This window comes from Kaistella yonginensis, from assembly GCF_030409525.1.
Taxonomy (GTDB): Bacteria; Bacteroidota; Bacteroidia; order Flavobacteriales; family Weeksellaceae; genus Kaistella; species Kaistella yonginensis.
In genome coordinates, this window is record NZ_JAUFQB010000017.1 from 88,556 (window position 1) to 107,134 (window position 18,579).

The 18,579-nt window shown below is 35.7% G+C and carries 17 protein-coding genes; all 17 read right to left on the reverse strand.

Annotated features, from left to right (window positions below; all coding sequences use genetic code 11):
• Positions 1-759, reverse strand: a complete 759-nt coding sequence (locus tag QWY78_RS06340; protein WP_290217677.1) for an AglZ/HisF2 family acetamidino modification protein — start codon at positions 757-759, stop codon at positions 1-3.
• Between the two features lie 2 nt (positions 760-761).
• A complete protein-coding gene (hisH, locus tag QWY78_RS06345) occupies positions 762-1,376 on the reverse strand; it encodes an imidazole glycerol phosphate synthase subunit HisH (RefSeq protein WP_290217679.1) in 615 nt (204 codons plus the stop codon).
• Positions 1,377-2,531, reverse strand: coding sequence for an N-acetyl sugar amidotransferase (locus tag QWY78_RS06350; protein WP_290217681.1), 1,155 nt, complete (start codon positions 2,529-2,531; stop codon positions 1,377-1,379).
• Positions 2,531-3,490, reverse strand: coding sequence for a hypothetical protein (locus QWY78_RS06355; RefSeq protein WP_290217683.1), 960 nt, complete (start codon positions 3,488-3,490; stop codon positions 2,531-2,533). Before QWY78_RS06355 ends, QWY78_RS06350 begins: the two co-directional genes overlap by 1 nt.
• The gene (locus tag QWY78_RS06360) at positions 3,471-4,658 is read right to left on the reverse strand and encodes a glycosyltransferase family 4 protein (RefSeq protein ID WP_290217685.1); all 1,188 of its coding nucleotides are present in this window, start codon (positions 4,656-4,658) and stop codon (positions 3,471-3,473) included. Before QWY78_RS06360 ends, QWY78_RS06355 begins: the two co-directional genes overlap by 20 nt.
• Positions 4,655-5,815, reverse strand: a complete 1,161-nt coding sequence (locus tag QWY78_RS06365) for an O-antigen ligase family protein (protein ID WP_290217687.1) — start codon at positions 5,813-5,815, stop codon at positions 4,655-4,657. Before QWY78_RS06365 ends, QWY78_RS06360 begins: the two co-directional genes overlap by 4 nt.
• Positions 5,816-5,879: 64 nt before the next feature.
• On the reverse strand, positions 5,880-7,148 hold the full coding sequence (locus QWY78_RS06370; RefSeq protein WP_290217689.1) for a lipopolysaccharide biosynthesis protein: 1,269 nt from the start codon (positions 7,146-7,148) through the stop codon (positions 5,880-5,882).
• 2 nt (positions 7,149-7,150) lie between these two features.
• On the reverse strand, positions 7,151-8,080 hold the full coding sequence (locus QWY78_RS06375) for a DapH/DapD/GlmU-related protein (protein ID WP_290217692.1): 930 nt from the start codon (positions 8,078-8,080) through the stop codon (positions 7,151-7,153).
• 9 nt (positions 8,081-8,089) lie between these two features.
• The gene (locus tag QWY78_RS06380) at positions 8,090-8,725 is read right to left on the reverse strand and encodes a PIG-L deacetylase family protein (RefSeq protein ID WP_290217694.1); all 636 of its coding nucleotides are present in this window, start codon (positions 8,723-8,725) and stop codon (positions 8,090-8,092) included.
• A 4-nt stretch (positions 8,726-8,729) separates the two neighbouring features.
• Positions 8,730-9,746 (reverse strand): Gfo/Idh/MocA family protein, encoded by a 1,017-nt coding sequence (locus QWY78_RS06385; RefSeq protein ID WP_290217696.1) that lies wholly within the window; start codon positions 9,744-9,746, stop codon positions 8,730-8,732.
• 7 nt (positions 9,747-9,753) lie between these two features.
• Positions 9,754-10,326: an acyltransferase gene (locus tag QWY78_RS06390; RefSeq protein WP_290217697.1), complete on the reverse strand. Its 573-nt coding sequence runs from the start codon at positions 10,324-10,326 to the stop codon at positions 9,754-9,756.
• A gap of 10 nt (positions 10,327-10,336) precedes the next feature.
• Positions 10,337-10,645: a DegT/DnrJ/EryC1/StrS family aminotransferase gene (locus QWY78_RS14850; protein WP_353960522.1), complete on the reverse strand. Its 309-nt coding sequence runs from the start codon at positions 10,643-10,645 to the stop codon at positions 10,337-10,339.
• A 24-nt stretch (positions 10,646-10,669) separates the two neighbouring features.
• The gene (gene lhgO / locus QWY78_RS06395; protein WP_290217698.1) at positions 10,670-11,857 is read right to left on the reverse strand and encodes an L-2-hydroxyglutarate oxidase; all 1,188 of its coding nucleotides are present in this window, start codon (positions 11,855-11,857) and stop codon (positions 10,670-10,672) included.
• Complete coding sequence (locus QWY78_RS06400) at positions 11,857-13,143, reverse strand: nucleotide sugar dehydrogenase (RefSeq protein ID WP_290217699.1); 1,287 nt, start codon at positions 13,141-13,143, stop codon at positions 11,857-11,859. The genes lhgO and QWY78_RS06400 overlap by 1 nt, the downstream gene beginning before the upstream one ends.
• The gene (locus tag QWY78_RS06405; protein WP_290217700.1) at positions 13,143-15,521 is read right to left on the reverse strand and encodes a GumC family protein; all 2,379 of its coding nucleotides are present in this window, start codon (positions 15,519-15,521) and stop codon (positions 13,143-13,145) included. Before QWY78_RS06405 ends, QWY78_RS06400 begins: the two co-directional genes overlap by 1 nt.
• 17 nt (positions 15,522-15,538) lie before the next feature.
• The gene (locus QWY78_RS06410; RefSeq protein WP_290217703.1) at positions 15,539-16,348 is read right to left on the reverse strand and encodes a polysaccharide biosynthesis/export family protein; all 810 of its coding nucleotides are present in this window, start codon (positions 16,346-16,348) and stop codon (positions 15,539-15,541) included.
• Positions 16,349-16,393: 45 nt separating this feature from the next.
• Positions 16,394-18,334: a polysaccharide biosynthesis protein gene (locus tag QWY78_RS06415; RefSeq protein ID WP_290217704.1), complete on the reverse strand. Its 1,941-nt coding sequence runs from the start codon at positions 18,332-18,334 to the stop codon at positions 16,394-16,396.
• Positions 18,335-18,579 lie beyond the last annotated feature (245 nt).

The following is an 18,579-nucleotide window of genomic DNA, read 5'->3' on the forward strand; positions in this document are numbered from 1 at the left end:
TTAATATAAGTTTTCTTTTTCCGCTTTGGTCGGATAATTAATTAAAACTGCTTTATATACTCCTTTAAAAACAAATAAACTACCTGCTGCAACCCCGATAATTTTATGTTTTTCAATGACTTTCTCAATATCCGCAAGTGATCCTGCGCCACCCAATACCGTGAGGGGAAGGGTTATTTTTTCGCGAATTTTGTCGATTAAGTGATGATCATATCCTTTCATCACCCCATCTTGATCAATAGAATTGATTAGGATTTCACCCGCACCCAACTGCTGTGCTTTCACAACAAAATCAAACGGATTAATACCCGTTCCTTTTTTACCGTTATGCGTAAAAACTTCATAACCACCAAAAATTTTTTTCTTCACATCCAAAACTACAATAACGCTTTGGGATCCTACGCGATCGGCGATTTGGGTGATCAATTCGGGGTTCTCTATTACGGCAGAACTTAGGGCTATTTTTTCGATTCCCAATCCGAATATTTTCTGGGCTTGTTCTATGGTTTTTACGCCGCCGCCGTAGCAAAGAGGCATTCTGGATTGGTTGGCAATTCTTTCAATTAAACTATAATTCGGCTCTAATCCTTTTGCGGTGGCATCAATATCAAAAACTGCAAGTTCATCTACTTCTTTTTCATTAAAAATTTTTACTGCATTAATCGGATCTCCTACATATTTAGGGTTCTTAAAATTAACAGTTTTAACCAAGCCATTTTCTTGTAACAATAAACTTGGAATTATTCTTGGTCTCAGCATTTCTAAAGTTTTGCAAAATTATGTAGTAAAATCTCACCATAATGATGACTTTTTTCCGGATGAAACTGTATTCCGTATTTATTTTGGTGATGTGCTGCCGAGGCAAACTCCACCCCATAGTCGGAAACTGCGAGCACCTCTTCGGGATGTTTGCATTCAAAATAATAGCTGTGTAAAAAATAAAAAATAGCATCGTTCTCTAAACCTTGAAAAAGGGGGTTGTTACCTGTTGGCTTTACATCATTCCAACCCATGTGCGGTAACCGGGTGATTTGGTGAATCTTGGTTTCATCGAATTTTTTCACCGAAGCATCGATCCATTTCAATCCTTCATATTTTCCTTCTTCACTATAATTTGCCATCATTTGCATGCCTACACAAATGCCAATTACAGGGATGTTTTGGTGTAGAACCAGATGATCTAACTCTTCTCTCATCCCAGAATCATTTAATTTTTTCATGGCATAATCAAAATGCCCGACTCCTGGTAAAATCAGTTTTTCTGCACCGCTTAAATCTTCTTTTGAGCGTGCGATTTTCACTGGCACATCTACTCTTTTATAGACATTCACAAAAGCGTTTATATTGCCGACTCCATAATCTATTATTGTGATCATTTACCTAAAAAGTCTTTTTTCTAATCCTAATTTTTGCATCACTTTTGCGCCAAGCCGGATAAAGCTTAGTTTATTTTTATAATTTTTATAGGTTTTATTTTCCCCTTCAAAATAGTGTTGCAGTTCTGCGGTGGTCAGGTCTAATTTGTTCGCAACATATTCAAATTCTCGCTGCAAAAATTCTTCAGAAAGTTCTGGTTTGGAGACTCTTTCTAAGGCTTCCTCACGGGTCATCTGCCCTGTTAAAATTAGACTAGAGAAATGTGCTTTTCTTTTTTGATAGCCGAATTTTCTTGGCATCCAGAAGTCTTCAAAAAATCTAGTGAAGCGAGATTCATGATGTTTATGAAGGAAAGGCTCCCACCCAAATTTTTCGTTGAGTAATTTTTCCGCATCTTTTTTCACGTAAGGAACAAGGTTAAGTGGCCGAAACACTTCCATGCCGAAGATGTATTTATAAATAATTTTATACGATATAATATCTACGATTGGAAAAGTTTTAAGTCGTTTTTTTCCGAATTTCTTATGAATATCTAAAATTAATGTTTTATCAATACCGGGATATGCGCCCCATTCTTCAGGTTCTCTACAGCATTCGGTAGAGAAATTACCCCCGGTTAAAATATACTTTATCTTATGTTTTTTTGCGAACCGGTAGAGGCCTGAGAAAAATGCAATATCTTGTGGCATATCTTGATCTGCAATTTGGGATTTTAGAAAAGCGGTTTGCAGATCTTTCATCTCTTCCCAATTGATGACCTCTGTATATAAATCTAAATTTAATCCATTGACTAATTTTTCAATATTTCCTACGGCTCGATCTGTATTCCAACCGGCATCAACATGAAAAAGAAGCGGGCGAATTCCCATTATTTCTTTTGCGATATAGGCGACATACGAACTGTCTAAACCACCGCTAAGCCCAATAATACAATCAAAGTCTTTGTTGGTTGATGTTTTTTTAATACGCTCGGCTATTTTCATTAGCTCAGCGAAACCTCTTTCATCGGTATGCCAAGAAGGCTCTATATTTTCTTTGAAATTGGTATAATAGTCACTTTCTCCCCGTTCGTTGAAAACGATGGTGGGATCAGTAGTATCCATAATTGTTTTGGTACAAATCTGAAAAGGTCTTTCTGTTGCGGTGCTCATCATTATTTTTTTTCTAGCATTATAGAAATAAATTCTATTAAATATTGATCATAAAATTGTTCAAAATTTTGCTTCGATTTTTTTAATTCTTGTGTAAGTTTGGGTTCTTGAATATGGTTTGAATACCCATCTGCATTCCAAAGCATGATTCCGTCTACCGACTTGCCATTATACGTTGTGTTTTTAAGGGTAGCAATATAAGCCCTAAAATCAGTTTCAGCAATAGTCTCATTGCCAATACTTGCATTGGAAGGGTGATATCTGGTCATGACTAAAGGGTATACTTTCTTATTATATTTCTGTGCAATCCTAATAACTTGCTCGGTATTTTCTTTGAGATAGGATTTATTTTCAAGACTAAAATTCACTTTATTATAAAAGATATAGATGGACGGAAAAAGGACATCGCTGTTTTGAATAATTTCGGTAATCCTTTGATCTTTATCATAAAAGGCTTTTGTTCTACTCCAATAGGTAGTGAAGGGAACGTAGTAATACCCCCACTTTACATTAGGTCTTGCTTTTTTGGCATAGGCCAAAACCTCTAAAAAAAGTTTTTTAGAACGTTTAAATTCCGATGAATTGATATTAGCATTCATTAAATATTCAAGATAAGGAGCTTCTAAATCAATATAGGCAATGCCCGATTCTTGGGTGTTTGGAAATGCACGCGTGAGCTCACGATCCAACAATAGAGGACTGAAAGTGAATGGTTTGTTTGGGTCTAAAAATTGAACATCATTAATAAAACCAACTTTTTGAATATTATTTTTTTGAAGAAATTGATTAATCACTTCGCTATTATTATCCGTGGTCACCAATAATTTAGGAGGAGTTACCGATTGGATGCCAAATTTATAATGTACAATATTGCTCGTGATTTCTTCTTTTTCAACTTTACTTGTACAGCTAAGAATGAAAAGAGGAAGTACAACGCAATAATTAAGAAAAAGTTTTAACATGTGATAATGTTTTATTTATTAATTGATTCCAATCCAAATACTTAGCCGCAGTTTTCGCCGAGCGCTCTTTTCTTTCTGCAAGGTAATCGTCGTCCAGTAATTTTTTTATTGCTTTTTTAATATGTAGACTATCAATTTTATCAACAGTGAGTTCGGTTACGGCGTTGAATTCATTAAGGTAATCTAAGGACTGATCACCAAAATCGCCAATGATAAGAGGCAAATGCGAAGCTAATGCCTGTTGCCAAATAATTGATTGGCTTGCCGGAAAAACCGCAATATCAGATGCTACAAGATGTTGATAAACTCCATGATTATTTTGCCACCCTACAAAATGAATATTCTTATTTTCTGCTGCAAGCGCCAATAATCTATTTTTATAATCTTGCATATTTTCATCTGCATCACCTACAACAATTAGGTGTAAATTAGGATCATTAATTTGATTAAAAGCTTCTAAGACAAGTTCTGTTCTTTTAAGAGGAGCAAATTTGCCGCCAGTGAATAATACTTTTTGATCTTTTTCAATATGCAAGCACTTTCTTATTTTGTTTCGCGCATCACTTTGTCTAATCTCTGCTGCCAAATCTACATCAGCTCCCAGCGGCAGTACTTCCATTTGAGATTCTGGGATTTTATAGACTTCTTTTAAAAATTTAGTACTCCCAGGAATAATCGGATAGAATTTTGAGATGTGTTTCCGTATAGGATTCATGTAAATATATTTGCGTATTATTTTGTGCAAAATATTTAGAGAAAGCCAATTATTGGCAGAGTTGCTGTAATCTGCATGATAATCCATGATCATCTTAACATGCGGGTTTCTTTTTTTATAGGGCAACATTTCAAACATGTTGGGCATAATATCATGAATATAGAGCAGGTCTGGTTGAAATTCTTCTACGATTTTAGAAATATTCGTATATTTTTTAATCTTCCCTTTAAAGTTAAATTTAAAAGGGAGTTTAATAATTGTAGCACCATGATCCTGGAAGGTATGGCCTGGTTTGGAATTATCATGTTGGTTATTATAATAATCAAAAACATTATCATAAGTAGAAGTAATAACAGTAACCTCGTGACCATGTTTTCTGTAATATTTTACCAATAAATTTTCCTGATACTCTAAATTTTCTATATAAAGCTCACAAAGCATTAAAATTTTCATATTTGTATTTTATCTTTAGCACGGTACTCTATAACGAATAGTGCTATCCACATGAGAGAGATTCTCCACGAATCAAAAGAACCACTTTTCATGTCTTGAAAAAACAAATATAATGAAATCAGTCCTAAAATTAATAAAGTTGTCGACTGGGTATTTTTAAATGTTTTAAAGAAGATACAAAAGTACAACAGCAAATACAATAAACCACCAACAAAACCAACCTCCATCAAACTTTCTAAAAATAAATTATGAGGATATAGGGAGACATCCGTTCCGCTCAGGATGATTCCTGAACTGCCAATTCCAAGGCCCATAAATAAATGGTTTGCAACCGATTTATATCCTTCCTCAATAAAAAAGATTCTTTCCAGTGCACTTTCATCTTCACTGAAATTTCCTAAAATATTAAAACGTTCGAAATTCACCGCTGAAAAATCAAAATACTGTAACAGCAAAATGCCACCTAAAAACAAGATCACTACATTTTTTATTGAAAACTTTTTAATCTCAAGCGTTAAGAAATAGTGAAGTATAAAAATGAAAAATAGAAAAAGCAACGGACCTCGACCACCCAAAACGAATAAAATAAAAATACTATAGGCCATGATGATTTTATTAAAAACCGATTTATTGCCTATTTGAAAAATTAAACTCACCGAAATAAATGTACCTAAAGACAAGTAATTGGGAATCCCAAAGCCAAGCACAGATTCTATTGTTTTCTCGCTCATTTGAAAGTAGATAAACTGGTCGGTAAAATAAAGAAAACTAAGAATAGTTAGAATAATTACGTTTCCAGCCGTCATTACTTTTTTAAAATAAGGGAGATCTGACTCGTCAAAAAGTAGCAAGGGATAAATAAAACAAAACATATTTAAAACAGTCGCTATAGACTTGCTCATCGCATAGTCTGTAGAAATTGTATACACGTTGGTTAATAAGAATAAAATAGAGAGCGATAGGACTGAGAATATCACAACTTTAGCAAAGGAAGACACGGATAAGAACTGGTGCTTAAACAAAAACGGAAATAGCACTAATAAAATAGCGGTAAATACGATTGTTAGATCTACTGGTAAACCTGGAATCCATTTCACCAATCCAGAATAGACCAGTAATATGTAGATGATAATTGCTATTTTTCTAAGGTATGCCATGCGTATTAACTAAATTCTTTTTTTACTATTTTAAAATATGATGCAAAATTACTGTCTTTTTATTTTATAATTTGTTGGTAGCAATCTTATATGAAAAAAATAACATGATTAGGTTAAAAGAAAGGGTGGTTGCTGAATAAAATACGAGGGAAACTCTTGCATTATCAAATATCATTGCGCCTAAGTAAATTGCCAAAGCACCAAATACCGCATTTAAAAACTGCAGGCGCATGAGTAATTTTTGTTTTTCTCTTATATAAAACATTGTATTAAGCGGGGTTGCTACAAACTCTACACATAGAAATAATGCGATAATTCTCGCATAATAACCAGCTTCTAGCCACTCTTCTCCAAAAGCGACTTGAAACAAAGTAGGTGCCAGTACAAAAACTATAAAATAAATTGGTATCGACAGTAAAAGCAATTTTTTGAAGGTTGATACATAAAGTTGCTTGCAATGCCCAGAAATTCTAATTTCGTCTATGGCATCATTTCTAAATACATTGGCGATCGAACTGGTAATTACAATGTTAGGCAACCGCAACATTCTATTTGCCATAGCGTAAAGCCCAACTACAGTCGTACTGAACAGAAAAGAAAATAAAATTGGGATAAATTGCTGGCTTGTGGTAAGAGACAGGTCGGAAATAATCATGTGTTTCGGGAAGGCAATATATGCGCTACCCTGAGACTTTATTTCTGAAAAAGTAAACAGTTGATTGTCTTTTAAATAACTGTATAATAAATAGCACGTTGCAATAATGATGGAAAAAATAAGCGCTAATACAAGCCCAGACTCTATTCGTAAAAGCCCAAATGCAATACCGAATATCGCGGTGAGTATAACCTGTAAGGCATTTGCAAAGGTAATCTTCTTGTAATTTTTTTTCCTTTGCAGCCAATAAATTAACCCAGAAAAAAGCGCAATGAAAAATATATAAAGTGGGGCAAGATAGATCCACCAGTATTTTAAAATTTCAAAATTCTCTTGCAAATGAAGAATTTCTTTGCAAATAAAAATGATAAATAAATACAATAATGAAACCGTTGCACCTAAAAAAACAATAAGCTGAAATAATTTTCTTGCATCGGTGTCTTTGCTTGGTAAACCCATTGCTAATTCATACCTGCCAGTAGAAATAACCGCAGATATAACCATGTAACTGGTGAAAAGCTGCAATATTCCAAAAGATTCTACGGGAAATAGGCGCGTAAGAAAAGGGGATGCAGCAATTACAATAATCTGGCTAATAATGGTACCGCTAGATAATATGGCTACATTCCTTAAAAATGAATTCCTTTTAGCTCTTGCTATATAATTTTTTAAATTCAAAATTAATTAAACAATTTTTCATTCATCACCTTCTTTTTTCCGAGTGCTACTGAAATTTCTTCTGCTGGACTCCCAATGACTGTTTCGCCATCTTTTACGTCTTTCACTACAACTGCAGATAGTCCGATGGTTACATTGTTGCCAATTTTTTTCTGGTTTAGAATAGAAGAGGATGGTGCAACCCAAGAATTTTCGCCAATTACTACACTTCCAGCAACCATCGCATTAGCAATTACAAGACTGTTTCTGCCGATTTGTACCCCATGTGCAATGTGAACAAGATTATCTATTTTAACATTGTCACACAACTTTGTACTTCCAAGAACTGCTCGATCGATACAAGTATTATTGCCTATTTCTACATCGTCACCAATTACAACATTTCCAATATGTGGAATAAAAACAAATTGCCCTGTTTCATCTTTTTCATAGCCAAAACCTACTCCACCGATCGTAGTATTAGCTCCAATAGAAACATTTTTCCCTATGATGGTGTCGCATTTTATAACGGTGTGATGGTCTATAAAGCTACCATCTCCTATTTCACAATGATCTTCAATGATCACATGTTCTCCTAAAAAGATTTGATTTCCAAGTTTCACATTTTCACCAATAATTGCAGTTTTAGAAATTCCTACTTTTTTCTTCGGCATGAAAAAATCGGTAAGCACTTTTTGAAATGCAAGTCTAGGATTATCTGTAATAAGGTAAGTACAGTTTTCACTGATAAATTCTTCTGGCAATGCTCCACAGATTATTACGCCATGCGTAATATTTTTTAAATGATCTTTAAATTTTGCAGAAACCCACATTAGTACATCTTCCCTTTCGTTCTGTGTGTCTAGCTGTATTGCATTCACTACAATTGAATCGGTATTTCCTACTATTTTTTTAGGATTTACAACTTTAATAATATCATTAACGGTAGCCATTTTTGTAATTTAATTAATTGAAAGTCTCACAACCTCAAAAGTTTCTGCATACTTTACCCCAAATTGAACACCTCTTGCAACAGCGAGTGAGCGTATAAATTCTTCGCTTAAATAATCTCTAAATCCTTGGGATTTATATTCTTTTAATGCATTTACTTTTTTATCAATATGTTTTTCTTCTAAAGAAATATATGCTTGGGTATCAAAAGAAAGATTATTCCAAATCAATTCATAACTGAAAATTGACTTCGTTTTGAACGCTCGAATTCCTTCCATCGCAATAGTAGAATGATCTTGATGAATATCTTTTATACTAGGGATTAGCAACAAATCGATATCCTTGTGCAGCCTTTTGAACCGAATCAGTTCTTCTAAAATTTCTTGTCTTGCGTAGTTGAGCTTTCGAACTTGATAATTAAAAATAATCACATTCTCTTCTTTCACTCCCAAAACTTTGGTTGCAGCGACCACTTCAGTTTTCAAAATATCTTTTGGGAAACCTTCTGGTACAGATTCCTCTGCGGTAGAAAAAGCCATGTAAAAAACCTCTGCTCCTTCATCCACCAATTTTGAGATATAACCTCCTGCTCCTAATTCTCCATCATCGGTATGTGGTGCTAGTACTAATACTTTTTTAAAATTCATTATTTTATTTTTTCTTCATTTCATAAATCCTTTCAATAATATCAACCACTTTCAAACCTTCCAAAGCATTGGTGGTAATACTACTTCTGCCTTTCAGAACATCAACCACGTTTTCAATGATGTAGTGGTGATTGGCTGCACTTCCTTTGTAGGCACCGTAGTCGTTCCCCGGATTGGTTGGAGCCAATTCTGGCATCTCATAATCTTTGATGTGGCAATACTCCACTTCATTCATGTATTGTCCGCCCACTTTTACCGAGCCATTTTCGCCAATAACGGTGATGCTGCTTTCTAAATTTTTGTCCCAAATGGAAGTAGAATAATTGATACTTCCCATTCCGCCAGTTACAAAATCAAAACTCACGAAACCAGAATCTTCAAAATCGGTAAGTTCTGCGTGGTTGAAATCTGCAAACTTCGCCTGTATATTTTTTATATCTCCGAAGTACCAGTACATCAAATCGATAAAGTGACTGAACTGCGTGAATAATGTGCCACCATCCAAATCTGCTTTTCCATGCCAAGATTCAGGCTTGTAGTACCGCTCATCTCTATTCCAGTAGCAATTGATTTGCACCATAAATACTTTTCCTAAAGTTCCCGCATCCAGCAAATCCTTCAACCAAACACTTGGCGGAGAATATCTATTTTGCATGACGCAAAATACCTGCTTATGCTTTTGCAATCCTTTAAAAATTAATTTTTCCGAATCGGTTTTTGATAAAGACATTGGTTTTTCAATCACCAAATGTCTTCCCGATTCCAGAACTTTCATTCCGTGTTCCGCATGAAAACCGTTCGGTGTGGCAACGTTGATTACATCAATCTGCAGGTCAGATTGCAGCAGTTCCTCAAGACTTGAATAAAAAGGAACCTTAAATTGATCAATCCCTACAACAGAAGGCGATTTTACATCAACCAATCCTACAAGTTCACATTCTTCGTTTCTGGCAATCATTTCTGCATGCCTTTTGCCGATATGGCCGCAACCTACTACGGCAAATTTAATCTTTTGTGTCATTTCTTAATTATAATTTGGAGACCCTCCCGTTTAACAGGTTATATTTCGCTCCACTCTCATCGCAGATTGCGAATCCGTTTTCATCAAAGTTTAAGCGCTCTCCATATTCGCTCATCCAACCGATCTGTCGTGCTGGGTTTCCTACTACCAACGCAAAATCCCGCACTTCTTTGGTGACTACAGCGCCGGCTCCGATAAATGCAAACTGGCCGATATTATGGCCACAGACAATTGTTGCATTTGCACCAATAGAAGCCCCTTTCCCGACATGTGTTTTTAAATACTCATTTTTGCGGTTCACTGCACTTCTCGGATTGATGACATTGGTAAAAACCATTGATGGTCCTAAGAAAACATCATCATCACAGCTTACCCCTTCATAAATAGATACATTGTTTTGTACTTTAACATTGTTGCCCAAAATTACATTGGGAGAAATCACAACATTCTGCCCGATATTACAATCTGTTCCCAAAATTGCTTTTGGCATAATATGAGAAAAATGCCAAATTTTTGTTCCTGCTCCAATCGTACAACCTTCATCAATAACCGCTGTTTCATGCGCAAAATATGCTATCATAGTAAAAAATTTAGAGGGTGAAAAAGCTTTTTATGGTCTCCATAATTTGACCCATAGACTTCTTATTAAACTCTTTATGGATAGGCAAAGATAAAACTTCTTTGCATAACTGCTCCGTGTTTAGCAAGCTAAAATCTTTATGGGTACAGGGTACAAATACTTCCTGGTGATAAAGCGGTGACCGATTATAATTCATACTCTGGATATTTTTTTCCAATCGAAACTTTTGAAAAGTATCCAAACAATTTTGAATGTGTGCGGAGATTTCATTCCTTATTTCTTCATACTGATTCTGATGGTTAACCATGGGTATGTTCATATGCTTTTCTTAATTATAAGGTTATTAATCGATCAACTCACTCACTTTTTTTCCTATTGACAAACAAGAAGTTGCTGCCGGAGAAGGTGCATTTCGAACATGAATAATATTTCCTTTTTTTAGGAGGTCGAAATCATCGATTAACTGTCCGTTTTTGCTCAATGCTTGAGCACGTACGCCAGCTCCACCAGGGACAAGATCATCTTCCTGAATTTCGGGCATCAACTTTTGTAATGCTTTTGTAAATGCTTTTTTTGATAGGGAGCGGTATATTTCGCCCAAACCAGTTTTACCATATTTGGCCGCTATTTTCCAAAAGCCAGGATAGGTAAAAGTTTCTAACGTTTCGGAAAAATTAAAATCTGAGAATTGATACCCCTCTCTTTTAAAGGCTAAAACTGCATTTGGTCCAGCTTCAACATTTCCATCGATCATTCTGGTAAAATGTACTCCGAGAAAGGGAAAATTAGGATCGGGAACTGGGTAAATTAGATTTTTAACTAGATTTTTCTTTTCTTGTTTTAATTTAAAATATTCGCCACGAAAAGGCACGATGATGAAATCGTTTTCAGGATTGGTTAATTTTGATAGTTTATCCGCATATAATCCAGCACACGAAATAACTTTTAGGGCTTTAAATTCAGCATTTTTAGTTTGAATAATAATGCCTTCAGAATGCTCAATGATTTTAATTACTTCTTCATTAAAGAAGATATTCCCGCCCATTTCCAGGAATAGATTTTTTAACTTTTCGGCAACTGCGGGATAATCAATAATTCCTGTCTGGGGCACCTTGATGGCACGAACTCCTTCGCAATAAGGTTCTATTTCACGAAACGCTTCTCTGGAAAGATACTGCAGATTTTGGAGACCGTTTTCTAACCCTCGGTTATAGATGGTATCCAATAAGGGAAGTTCTTTTTCATTGGTCGCGACGATGATTTTTCCGCATAGATCGTATTGAATCCCATATTTCTCAGCAAATTCGATAATCGAAGTATAGCCTTCAATACAATTTTTTGCTTTTAAACTCCCGGGTTTATAATAAATACCGCTATGAATAACACCACTGTTATGTCCGGATTGATGTTGTGCGACCGTAGTTTCTTTTTCCAAAACCAAAACTTTGGCTTGGGGATTTTTCAATTGGTAATGGTATGCTGTTGAAAGACCAACCAAACCACCTCCTACAATAATCGCGTCATATTTCATTATAATCTAGAATCTACGATATCCCTATTAAGAATTGCTTTCGCATCGAAAATAACCGTATTTTCTTTTTTTATTTTATTAAAGTCAAGCGTGATAAATTCATGGTGAGCGACCGCTAGCAAAATAACATCATACTTTTTACTTTCAGCAATTTCTGAAACGATATCGATGTTATATTCCTGTTTAACTTCGGTTGCATTTGCCCAGGGATCCCACAGATCTACATCCAAACCAAATTGCTTAAGTTCTGCATAAATTTCTACAACTTTAGTATTTCTTACGTCGGGGCAATTTTCTTTAAAGGTTACTCCCAAAATCAGAGCATTGGCTCCTTTAATAGATTGTCCTTTTTGGATCATCAACTTCACGACCTTCCCTGCAATAAATTGCGCCATCATGTCATTCACCCGGCGTCCGCTAAGTATCACTTGTGGGTGATAGCCCAACTGTGTTGCTTTGTGCGCTAAATAATAGGGATCTACTGAAATGCAGTGACCGCCAACCAAACCAGGTTTATATTTTAAGAAATTAAATTTTGTTCCTGCTGCATCTAAGACATCATTGGTGTCGATTCCTACTCTATCAAAAATTAAGGCCAATTCATTAACAAAAGATATATTTACATCTCGCTGCGCATTTTCTATGGCTTTTGAAGCTTCAGCTACTTTAATGCTCGGTGCTTTGTGGGTGCCTGCGGTTACAATTATTTTATATAATTGGTCTACCATTTCGGCAATTTCTGGTGTTGAGCCCGATGTTACCTTAACAATGGTGGTCAGGGTATTTACTTTATCCCCCGGCACAATTCTCTCGGGCGAATATCCGGCGAAAAAATCTGAATTAAATTGTAGTCCTGAGACTTTTTCTAACACAGGTATACATTCTTCCTCGGTACAACCTGGATAAACTGTAGACTCGTAAATTACGACATCTCCTACTTTTAATACTTTCCCTAGCATTTCACTAGCGTTGATCAATGGTCGTAAATCTGGTGAATTAAACCGGTCGATTGGGGTAGGAACGGTCACGATAAAAATAGTAGCATCTTTTATTTCCTCTAAAGATGCTGTGGCTTTGTATCCGGTTGCAAAAGCGGTTTCTTTGGTAGATTTCAAAGCATTCTGCAATAAATCTAAGTCTGCTTCTAACGTATGATCTTCACCTTTATTCAGCTCATTTACCCGATCAACATTAATATCAAAACCATATACGGGAAAGTGTTTGGAAAATTCAAGAGCTAAGGGCAATCCCACATAACCTTGTCCAATTATTGCAATTTTATACATTAAAAAGTATCTTTTAATTTTTGAAAAAATGTTCTGTTATCAACACCGTAACCATAGCCGTACTTATTTCCATAACCGTAATGTTCACGGCTGACATCATTGAGCACAAATGCTGCGTTAATAATCTTTTTGCTATCCATTTGTCTTTTCGCAAAATCAACCAATCCTTTTTCCGTATGTCCAGAACGCATTACATAGATTGTAGCATCTGCCATACCAGCGATTAGTAAGGTATCGGTTACTAACATTAATGGTGCGGTATCCAGAATAATATAGTCGTACTCCTTTTTTAATGCATCGATTAAAATTTGGTATTTTCCATTACTTAACAAGTCGGTAGGATTAGGAGGTATGCTGCCCGAGTAGATAAAATCACATTGTTTGTTGAAGGGTGATGGTTGAATAATATCTTTTTTCTTTATGGTTTCATCATGCAGGAATTCTGTTAATCCTACTACTCCTCTAGAAATATCACTAAATCTTTGGAGTTGCGGATTTCTAATATCTGACCCAATAATTACAACTTTCTTTGTAGGGGTCGCTAATGTTAATGCTAAATTCACCGAAACAAACGTTTTCCCCTCCCCTTTAATGGTTGAAGTTACAAATATCACCCGGCCTTCTTCTTTCTTCGGCAACATGAAACTCATGTTGGTAATCAATATTCTAAATGCTTCTGCCAACGGAGTAAGATCGTTCTGAAGTACGACTTCGCTTTGACCTCTTTCCAATGATGGGATTTCGCCAAGAACAGTTTTGCCTTTGGCCAATCTTTCGATATCATGCTTATTTTTCACTTTGTCATCAAACATAAGCATCAAATAAATTAAAAGAAAAGGCACAATAAGTCCCGCCAATAAGCCCATCATCATTACGATGGAGCTTTTGGGAGCTACAGGGATTGGTGTAACATATGCTTCATCCACGACCCGCGCTTTTGGAGCGGTAACCGCCAGTGAAACTGCAGTTTCTTCCCTTTTCTGCAAGAGCAACAAATACAAACTTTCTTTAATTTGTTGTTGTCTCTCAATTTCTCTAAATATTTTTTCTTGAGCGGGCATTTTCGAGATTTTACCCGATAAACTGTTTTGTTCTACCTGATAATTGCTTTTAGCAATTTGTAAAGCACTTCTACTCTTCACCAAGCCTTCAACCACAGAAGTTCTCATATTGTTGATCTGTTTGGTTAAATCAACAACAAGAGGATTTTGCGGTGTGGCATTTTCTAAGAGACGATTTTTCTCTAAAACCAATTGGTTGTATGTTGCAATATTCGAGATTGTGGCAGGATTATCTAAGCCAACATTTCCCGGTAGAATTTGACTGGGCCCCTGTTTATTTACATAGCCCAATAAAGCGTTGGTAATTTCTAACTGCGAATCTATTTCAAGTTGCTTTGCACGTGCCTCCGCAGAAGATTGCAAACCCAATTTCGCTTCTGTTGCTAAATCAGTAATACGGTTCGCCTCTTTGAATCTTTCTTTTCTGTTTTCAACTTCGCCCAATTCATTTCCAATGATGCGAATTCTTTCCTCTATAAATTCCGCAGTTTTATTTGACTCCGAGTTTTTATCCTCAATGGCGTCTTTATTATAAACGAGAACCAAATTATTAAGAATAGCTTTGGCTTTTTCCCGTTCCGGATAATTCATCACCATTCTAATTACGGTCACGTCTTTATTTACAAGTCCTACCTTTAAGTTCGATTGGAATGAATCCGTCATTTGTCGCTCACTTCTAATGACTACTAAAACTGAATTTACCGGTTCTTTCGGCACAAGATAGTTGGTATTCTTGGTGATTATTATATTGGCAAAAGGAAGGCTAATGGTTTTACCAAAGGTTGTTTTTAGAGGAGCTAATTCTTCCGAGCTTAGTTCTATTTCGTTTCCTGAAATTTTTAAATCAATTGGATTTTCAAAATATTTGGCATTGGCTTTCTCATTGATGACTTGAATAATGACTGGCGATGTTTGGCCATAAAGTTCGGTATTCTGTAAACTACCTTTTTTATAAATAGCTGTTTGAAGTCGTAATTTTTGTACAACTTTTTGCATGAGCTTTTTAGATTTAAAAATCTCCATTTCATTTTCTACGCCGTTGCTTCCGATTTTTCCAAAACCAGATATATCTCGTAGGGCAGCGAAATCTTGTGAACCCGGATTACTCTTTGCATCTTTAATCAACACAGAGGTTGTGACCTCGAAAACGGGATTTTTTGTTTTAAGATAAAGATAAGAGAGCGCCATAAACAAAATAGCACTTATAATGAACCAATAAAACCTTCTGGAATAAGGCTTTATAATTTCTCTAATATTTATTTCGGCCGCGTTGTCGCCGCTCTTTGGGGTTTCTTTAGATGAAGAACTGTTATCCATTATTTATAAGGAAGAAGTTATTTTTTAAAAACTACGGCTAAAATTGTCACTATAATACCAGCCACAGAGATGTAAATCGGCATGTTGGGATCTAAGCGAGACGCTTTTTCTTTGGTATTGTTGGGCGTAACGTATATTACATCACCTTGCTGAAGATGATAATAAGGTGAATTGATAAAATCTGCCTGAAGCATATTAATTCGTTCTTTCGCGATGATACCGTTTTCATTTCTTACCACCAAGATATCTTCTCGTTTGCCATACATGGTAAGATCTCCTGCTAGGCCTAAAGCACTAAGCAAAGTTGTTTGCCCGTCAGCAATAATGTACTGCCCAGGCCTTGCTACTTCACCAAGAACTGTTATTTTATAGTTGGAAATTCTAATATTAACCGTTGGATTTTTAATATACATGGTGAGCTTTGATCGCAATTCATCTTGAAACTGAACCAATGTTTTTCCCGTAGTCTGCAACCTGCCCAACACTGGGAAATCAATAATCCCATTGGAGTCGATTCCATAGGTAGGTCCCGCAAGTGTCGTTTGACCCTGCGTAGGAGCATTGCTACTGGCAATACTGGTTTGGGTTATTTCACCGGAAGAATAATTTTGATTAAAGGGCCGCACCACATCCATATCCTTGGCTGTTACGAGAATTACCAATTGATCTGCAGGCTGCAAAGTTGAATAAGCACTATTAATCGTAGCTTGCGTCGCAATTTCTTCAATATTCTGCATGTAACTGAGCTGACTCGCTTTCTCTTTTGTCTTGCAGGAAGTGAAGATAAAAAGGAGGCTAACAAATCCTATAAATAAGTGTTTGTTCATTATTAACGATTAAATAAAGTGTTCTTGCAAATATACAATTCTAAATTACTTGTCCAAAATTTCGTAGATCGAATTATTGCTTTTAAATTCAGGTACGATTTCTTTTAATATTTGCACAACTTCAATTTTTTCTCTTCTCAAAGCTGCCTTTACAATTTGGTTACAATACCTCATGATGACATCATATTCTAAGGTAGGGTCTTTGGAAATCAGTATTTTTTCGTGATGGGTAGGCATGGTTGTAGCATCATCACTTAAGAGTTCCTCATACAATTTCTCGCCAGGTCTTAAGCCGGTATAAATCACTTTAATATCCACCTCGGGCTCTAAGCCAGAAAGTTTAATCATTCGGTAGGCGAGATCGACTATTTTCACAGGTTTTCCCATATCAAATACGTATATCTCACCACCTTTCCCCATTGCTCCGGCTTGCAAGACCAAATCGCAAGCTTCGGGAATCGTCATGAAATATCGGGTAATATCAGGATGGGTGATGGTGATCGGCCCGCCTTTTTCAATTTGCTTTTTAAAATGTGGGATTACAGAACCATTTGACCCCAATACATTTCCAAAACGGGTTGTAATGAATTTAGTTGCATTATTTTCTGTTTTTTGTAAGGCTTGCACGAAAAGTTCTGCTGCCCTTTTGGATGCCCCCATGACATTGGTAGGTTTTACCGCCTTGTCTGTAGAAACCATTACAAAACGGTTCACGCTATATTGTGATGCGAGCGTTGCTACATTTTTAGTTCCCAATATATTCACTAAAATCGCTTCGTGTGGATTTTCTTCTATTAAAGGAACATGTTTATAAGCAGCAGCATGGTAAACCATTGAAAACTGATATTTCTGAAATAACGGTTCGATACGGTGCCTGTTTGAAATATCTGCCAAAACAAATTTAAAAGAAAGCATCGGATAAGCAGCCCGAATTTCCATTTCGATTTCGTACAAAGGAGTTTCAGCTTGATCCAAAACCACGATTAAGGCAGGCTCAAATAAGGCAACTTGTCTTACAATCTCACTCCCAATAGAACCGGCACCACCCGTAATTAGAATGGTTTTACCGAAATGTCTGCTTCGAACATCTTCATTATCAATTTTAATAGGTTTGCGGTTGAGTAAATCCTCAATTTGTAATGTTTTTAAAGAAGCTTCCTGATCAACCTGCTGTAATTCTTGTACGGTTGGTGATTTAAATATCTGAAGGTCTTTCTCTAGAAATAAATTCACCCAACTGTTCATTTCGTCTTTGTTCATCATGTCTTTTTTCAACAGAATCCCTTCAACCAGCAAATCTTCTTTTTTAGTTTTTTCAATCCATTCTCTACTGAAAATAGGTTTCCCCAAGAGGCTGGCTCTTTTTGAATCATGACGTTGCGTTAAAAACCCTACTATATGATACGGAATATTGGGGTTATCTAAAACCGCACGGGCAATCGCAACAGATTCTTCATCAATACCCAAAACCAAAATTCTTTTTCTCTTTGTACTGCGACGTACTTCTCTAATGAAGTGAAAAAACTCTTTTACAAACAGCCTAAATAAAAACAATAGGATGAAGGAAGTCGCAAAAAATAGAATAAGAAAAGGAACCGACATATAAATCATTCGTTCGCCAGTAGCCAAATGATAGAAAAAACTAATTAATCCAACACTCACTGTGGTACAGAACGTTGCCAAAAACAGTTTAAAAAGATCAATAAAAGTAGAGTGTCTGATAATACCTGCGTAAGTGCGAAAGGCAAACATGAAAATCACGCTAATGCCAATGATCATCAAAAATATGATGTTTCCATGTTTGAAAACAGGCGTAGAGCTAAAGCTTAATTTTTCAATCAGATAACAAGAAAAATAGATGGCAAAGCCGATAAAGCAAATGTCAATAATTAAAATAACCCATCTTGGTAAATATCGAAAATCAGAAAGAATCATTAAATTATCACCTCCATAAATTCTTTTCTTCAAATTTTTACTGTAATTCATTTTTTTAAAAAATATAAAAAAAATAGCGGTTTGTAATCAGCATCACCAAATCCCTTACTTTAAATTTTGGCAAATTTACAATTTAAATACGAATGAAAACTGATTATTGCTCATTTCAGTTTTTTATTTTAAAGGGATTCACCATTATAATTACGTTCAAAGAAAACGTAAATTTCCATTAAATGTAGCCAATTTTTTCAAGTAAAGTGTTGGATTAGAGGGTCTGATTAAAAGAAGCTTGTTTC

Excerpts from the sequence above, each read along its gene's own strand:
- QWY78_RS06380 (WP_290217694.1), bottom strand. The coding sequence starts at position 8,725 with ATGAATTTTAAAAAAGTATTAGTACTAGCACCACATACCGATGATGGA.
- QWY78_RS06375 (WP_290217692.1), bottom strand. The coding sequence starts at position 8,080 with ATGGCTACCGTTAATGATATTATTAAAGTTGTAAATCCTAAAAAAATA.
- QWY78_RS06350 (WP_290217681.1), bottom strand. The coding sequence starts at position 2,531 with ATGATGAGCACCGCAACAGAAAGACCTTTTCAGATTTGTACCAAAACA.
- QWY78_RS06415 (WP_290217704.1), bottom strand. The coding sequence starts at position 18,334 with ATGAATTACAGTAAAAATTTGAAGAAAAGAATTTATGGAGGTGATAAT.
- QWY78_RS06385 (WP_290217696.1), bottom strand. The coding sequence starts at position 9,746 with ATGACACAAAAGATTAAATTTGCCGTAGTAGGTTGCGGCCATATCGGC.
- QWY78_RS06340 (WP_290217677.1), bottom strand. The coding sequence starts at position 759 with ATGCTGAGACCAAGAATAATTCCAAGTTTATTGTTACAAGAAAATGGC.
- QWY78_RS06400 (WP_290217699.1), bottom strand. The coding sequence starts at position 13,143 with ATGTATAAAATTGCAATAATTGGACAAGGTTATGTGGGATTGCCCTTA.
- QWY78_RS06405 (WP_290217700.1), bottom strand. The coding sequence starts at position 15,521 with ATGGATAACAGTTCTTCATCTAAAGAAACCCCAAAGAGCGGCGACAAC.
- QWY78_RS14850 (WP_353960522.1), bottom strand. The coding sequence starts at position 10,645 with ATGAACATACCCATGGTTAACCATCAGAATCAGTATGAAGAAATAAGG.
- lhgO (WP_290217698.1), bottom strand. The coding sequence starts at position 11,857 with ATGAAATATGACGCGATTATTGTAGGAGGTGGTTTGGTTGGTCTTTCA.
- QWY78_RS06410 (WP_290217703.1), bottom strand. The coding sequence starts at position 16,348 with ATGAACAAACACTTATTTATAGGATTTGTTAGCCTCCTTTTTATCTTC.
- QWY78_RS06355 (WP_290217683.1), bottom strand. The coding sequence starts at position 3,490 with ATGTTAAAACTTTTTCTTAATTATTGCGTTGTACTTCCTCTTTTCATT.
- QWY78_RS06365 (WP_290217687.1), bottom strand. The coding sequence starts at position 5,815 with ATGGCATACCTTAGAAAAATAGCAATTATCATCTACATATTACTGGTC.
- QWY78_RS06390 (WP_290217697.1), bottom strand. The coding sequence starts at position 10,326 with ATGATAGCATATTTTGCGCATGAAACAGCGGTTATTGATGAAGGTTGT.
- QWY78_RS06360 (WP_290217685.1), bottom strand. The coding sequence starts at position 4,658 with ATGAAAATTTTAATGCTTTGTGAGCTTTATATAGAAAATTTAGAGTAT.
- hisH (WP_290217679.1), bottom strand. The coding sequence starts at position 1,376 with ATGATCACAATAATAGATTATGGAGTCGGCAATATAAACGCTTTTGTG.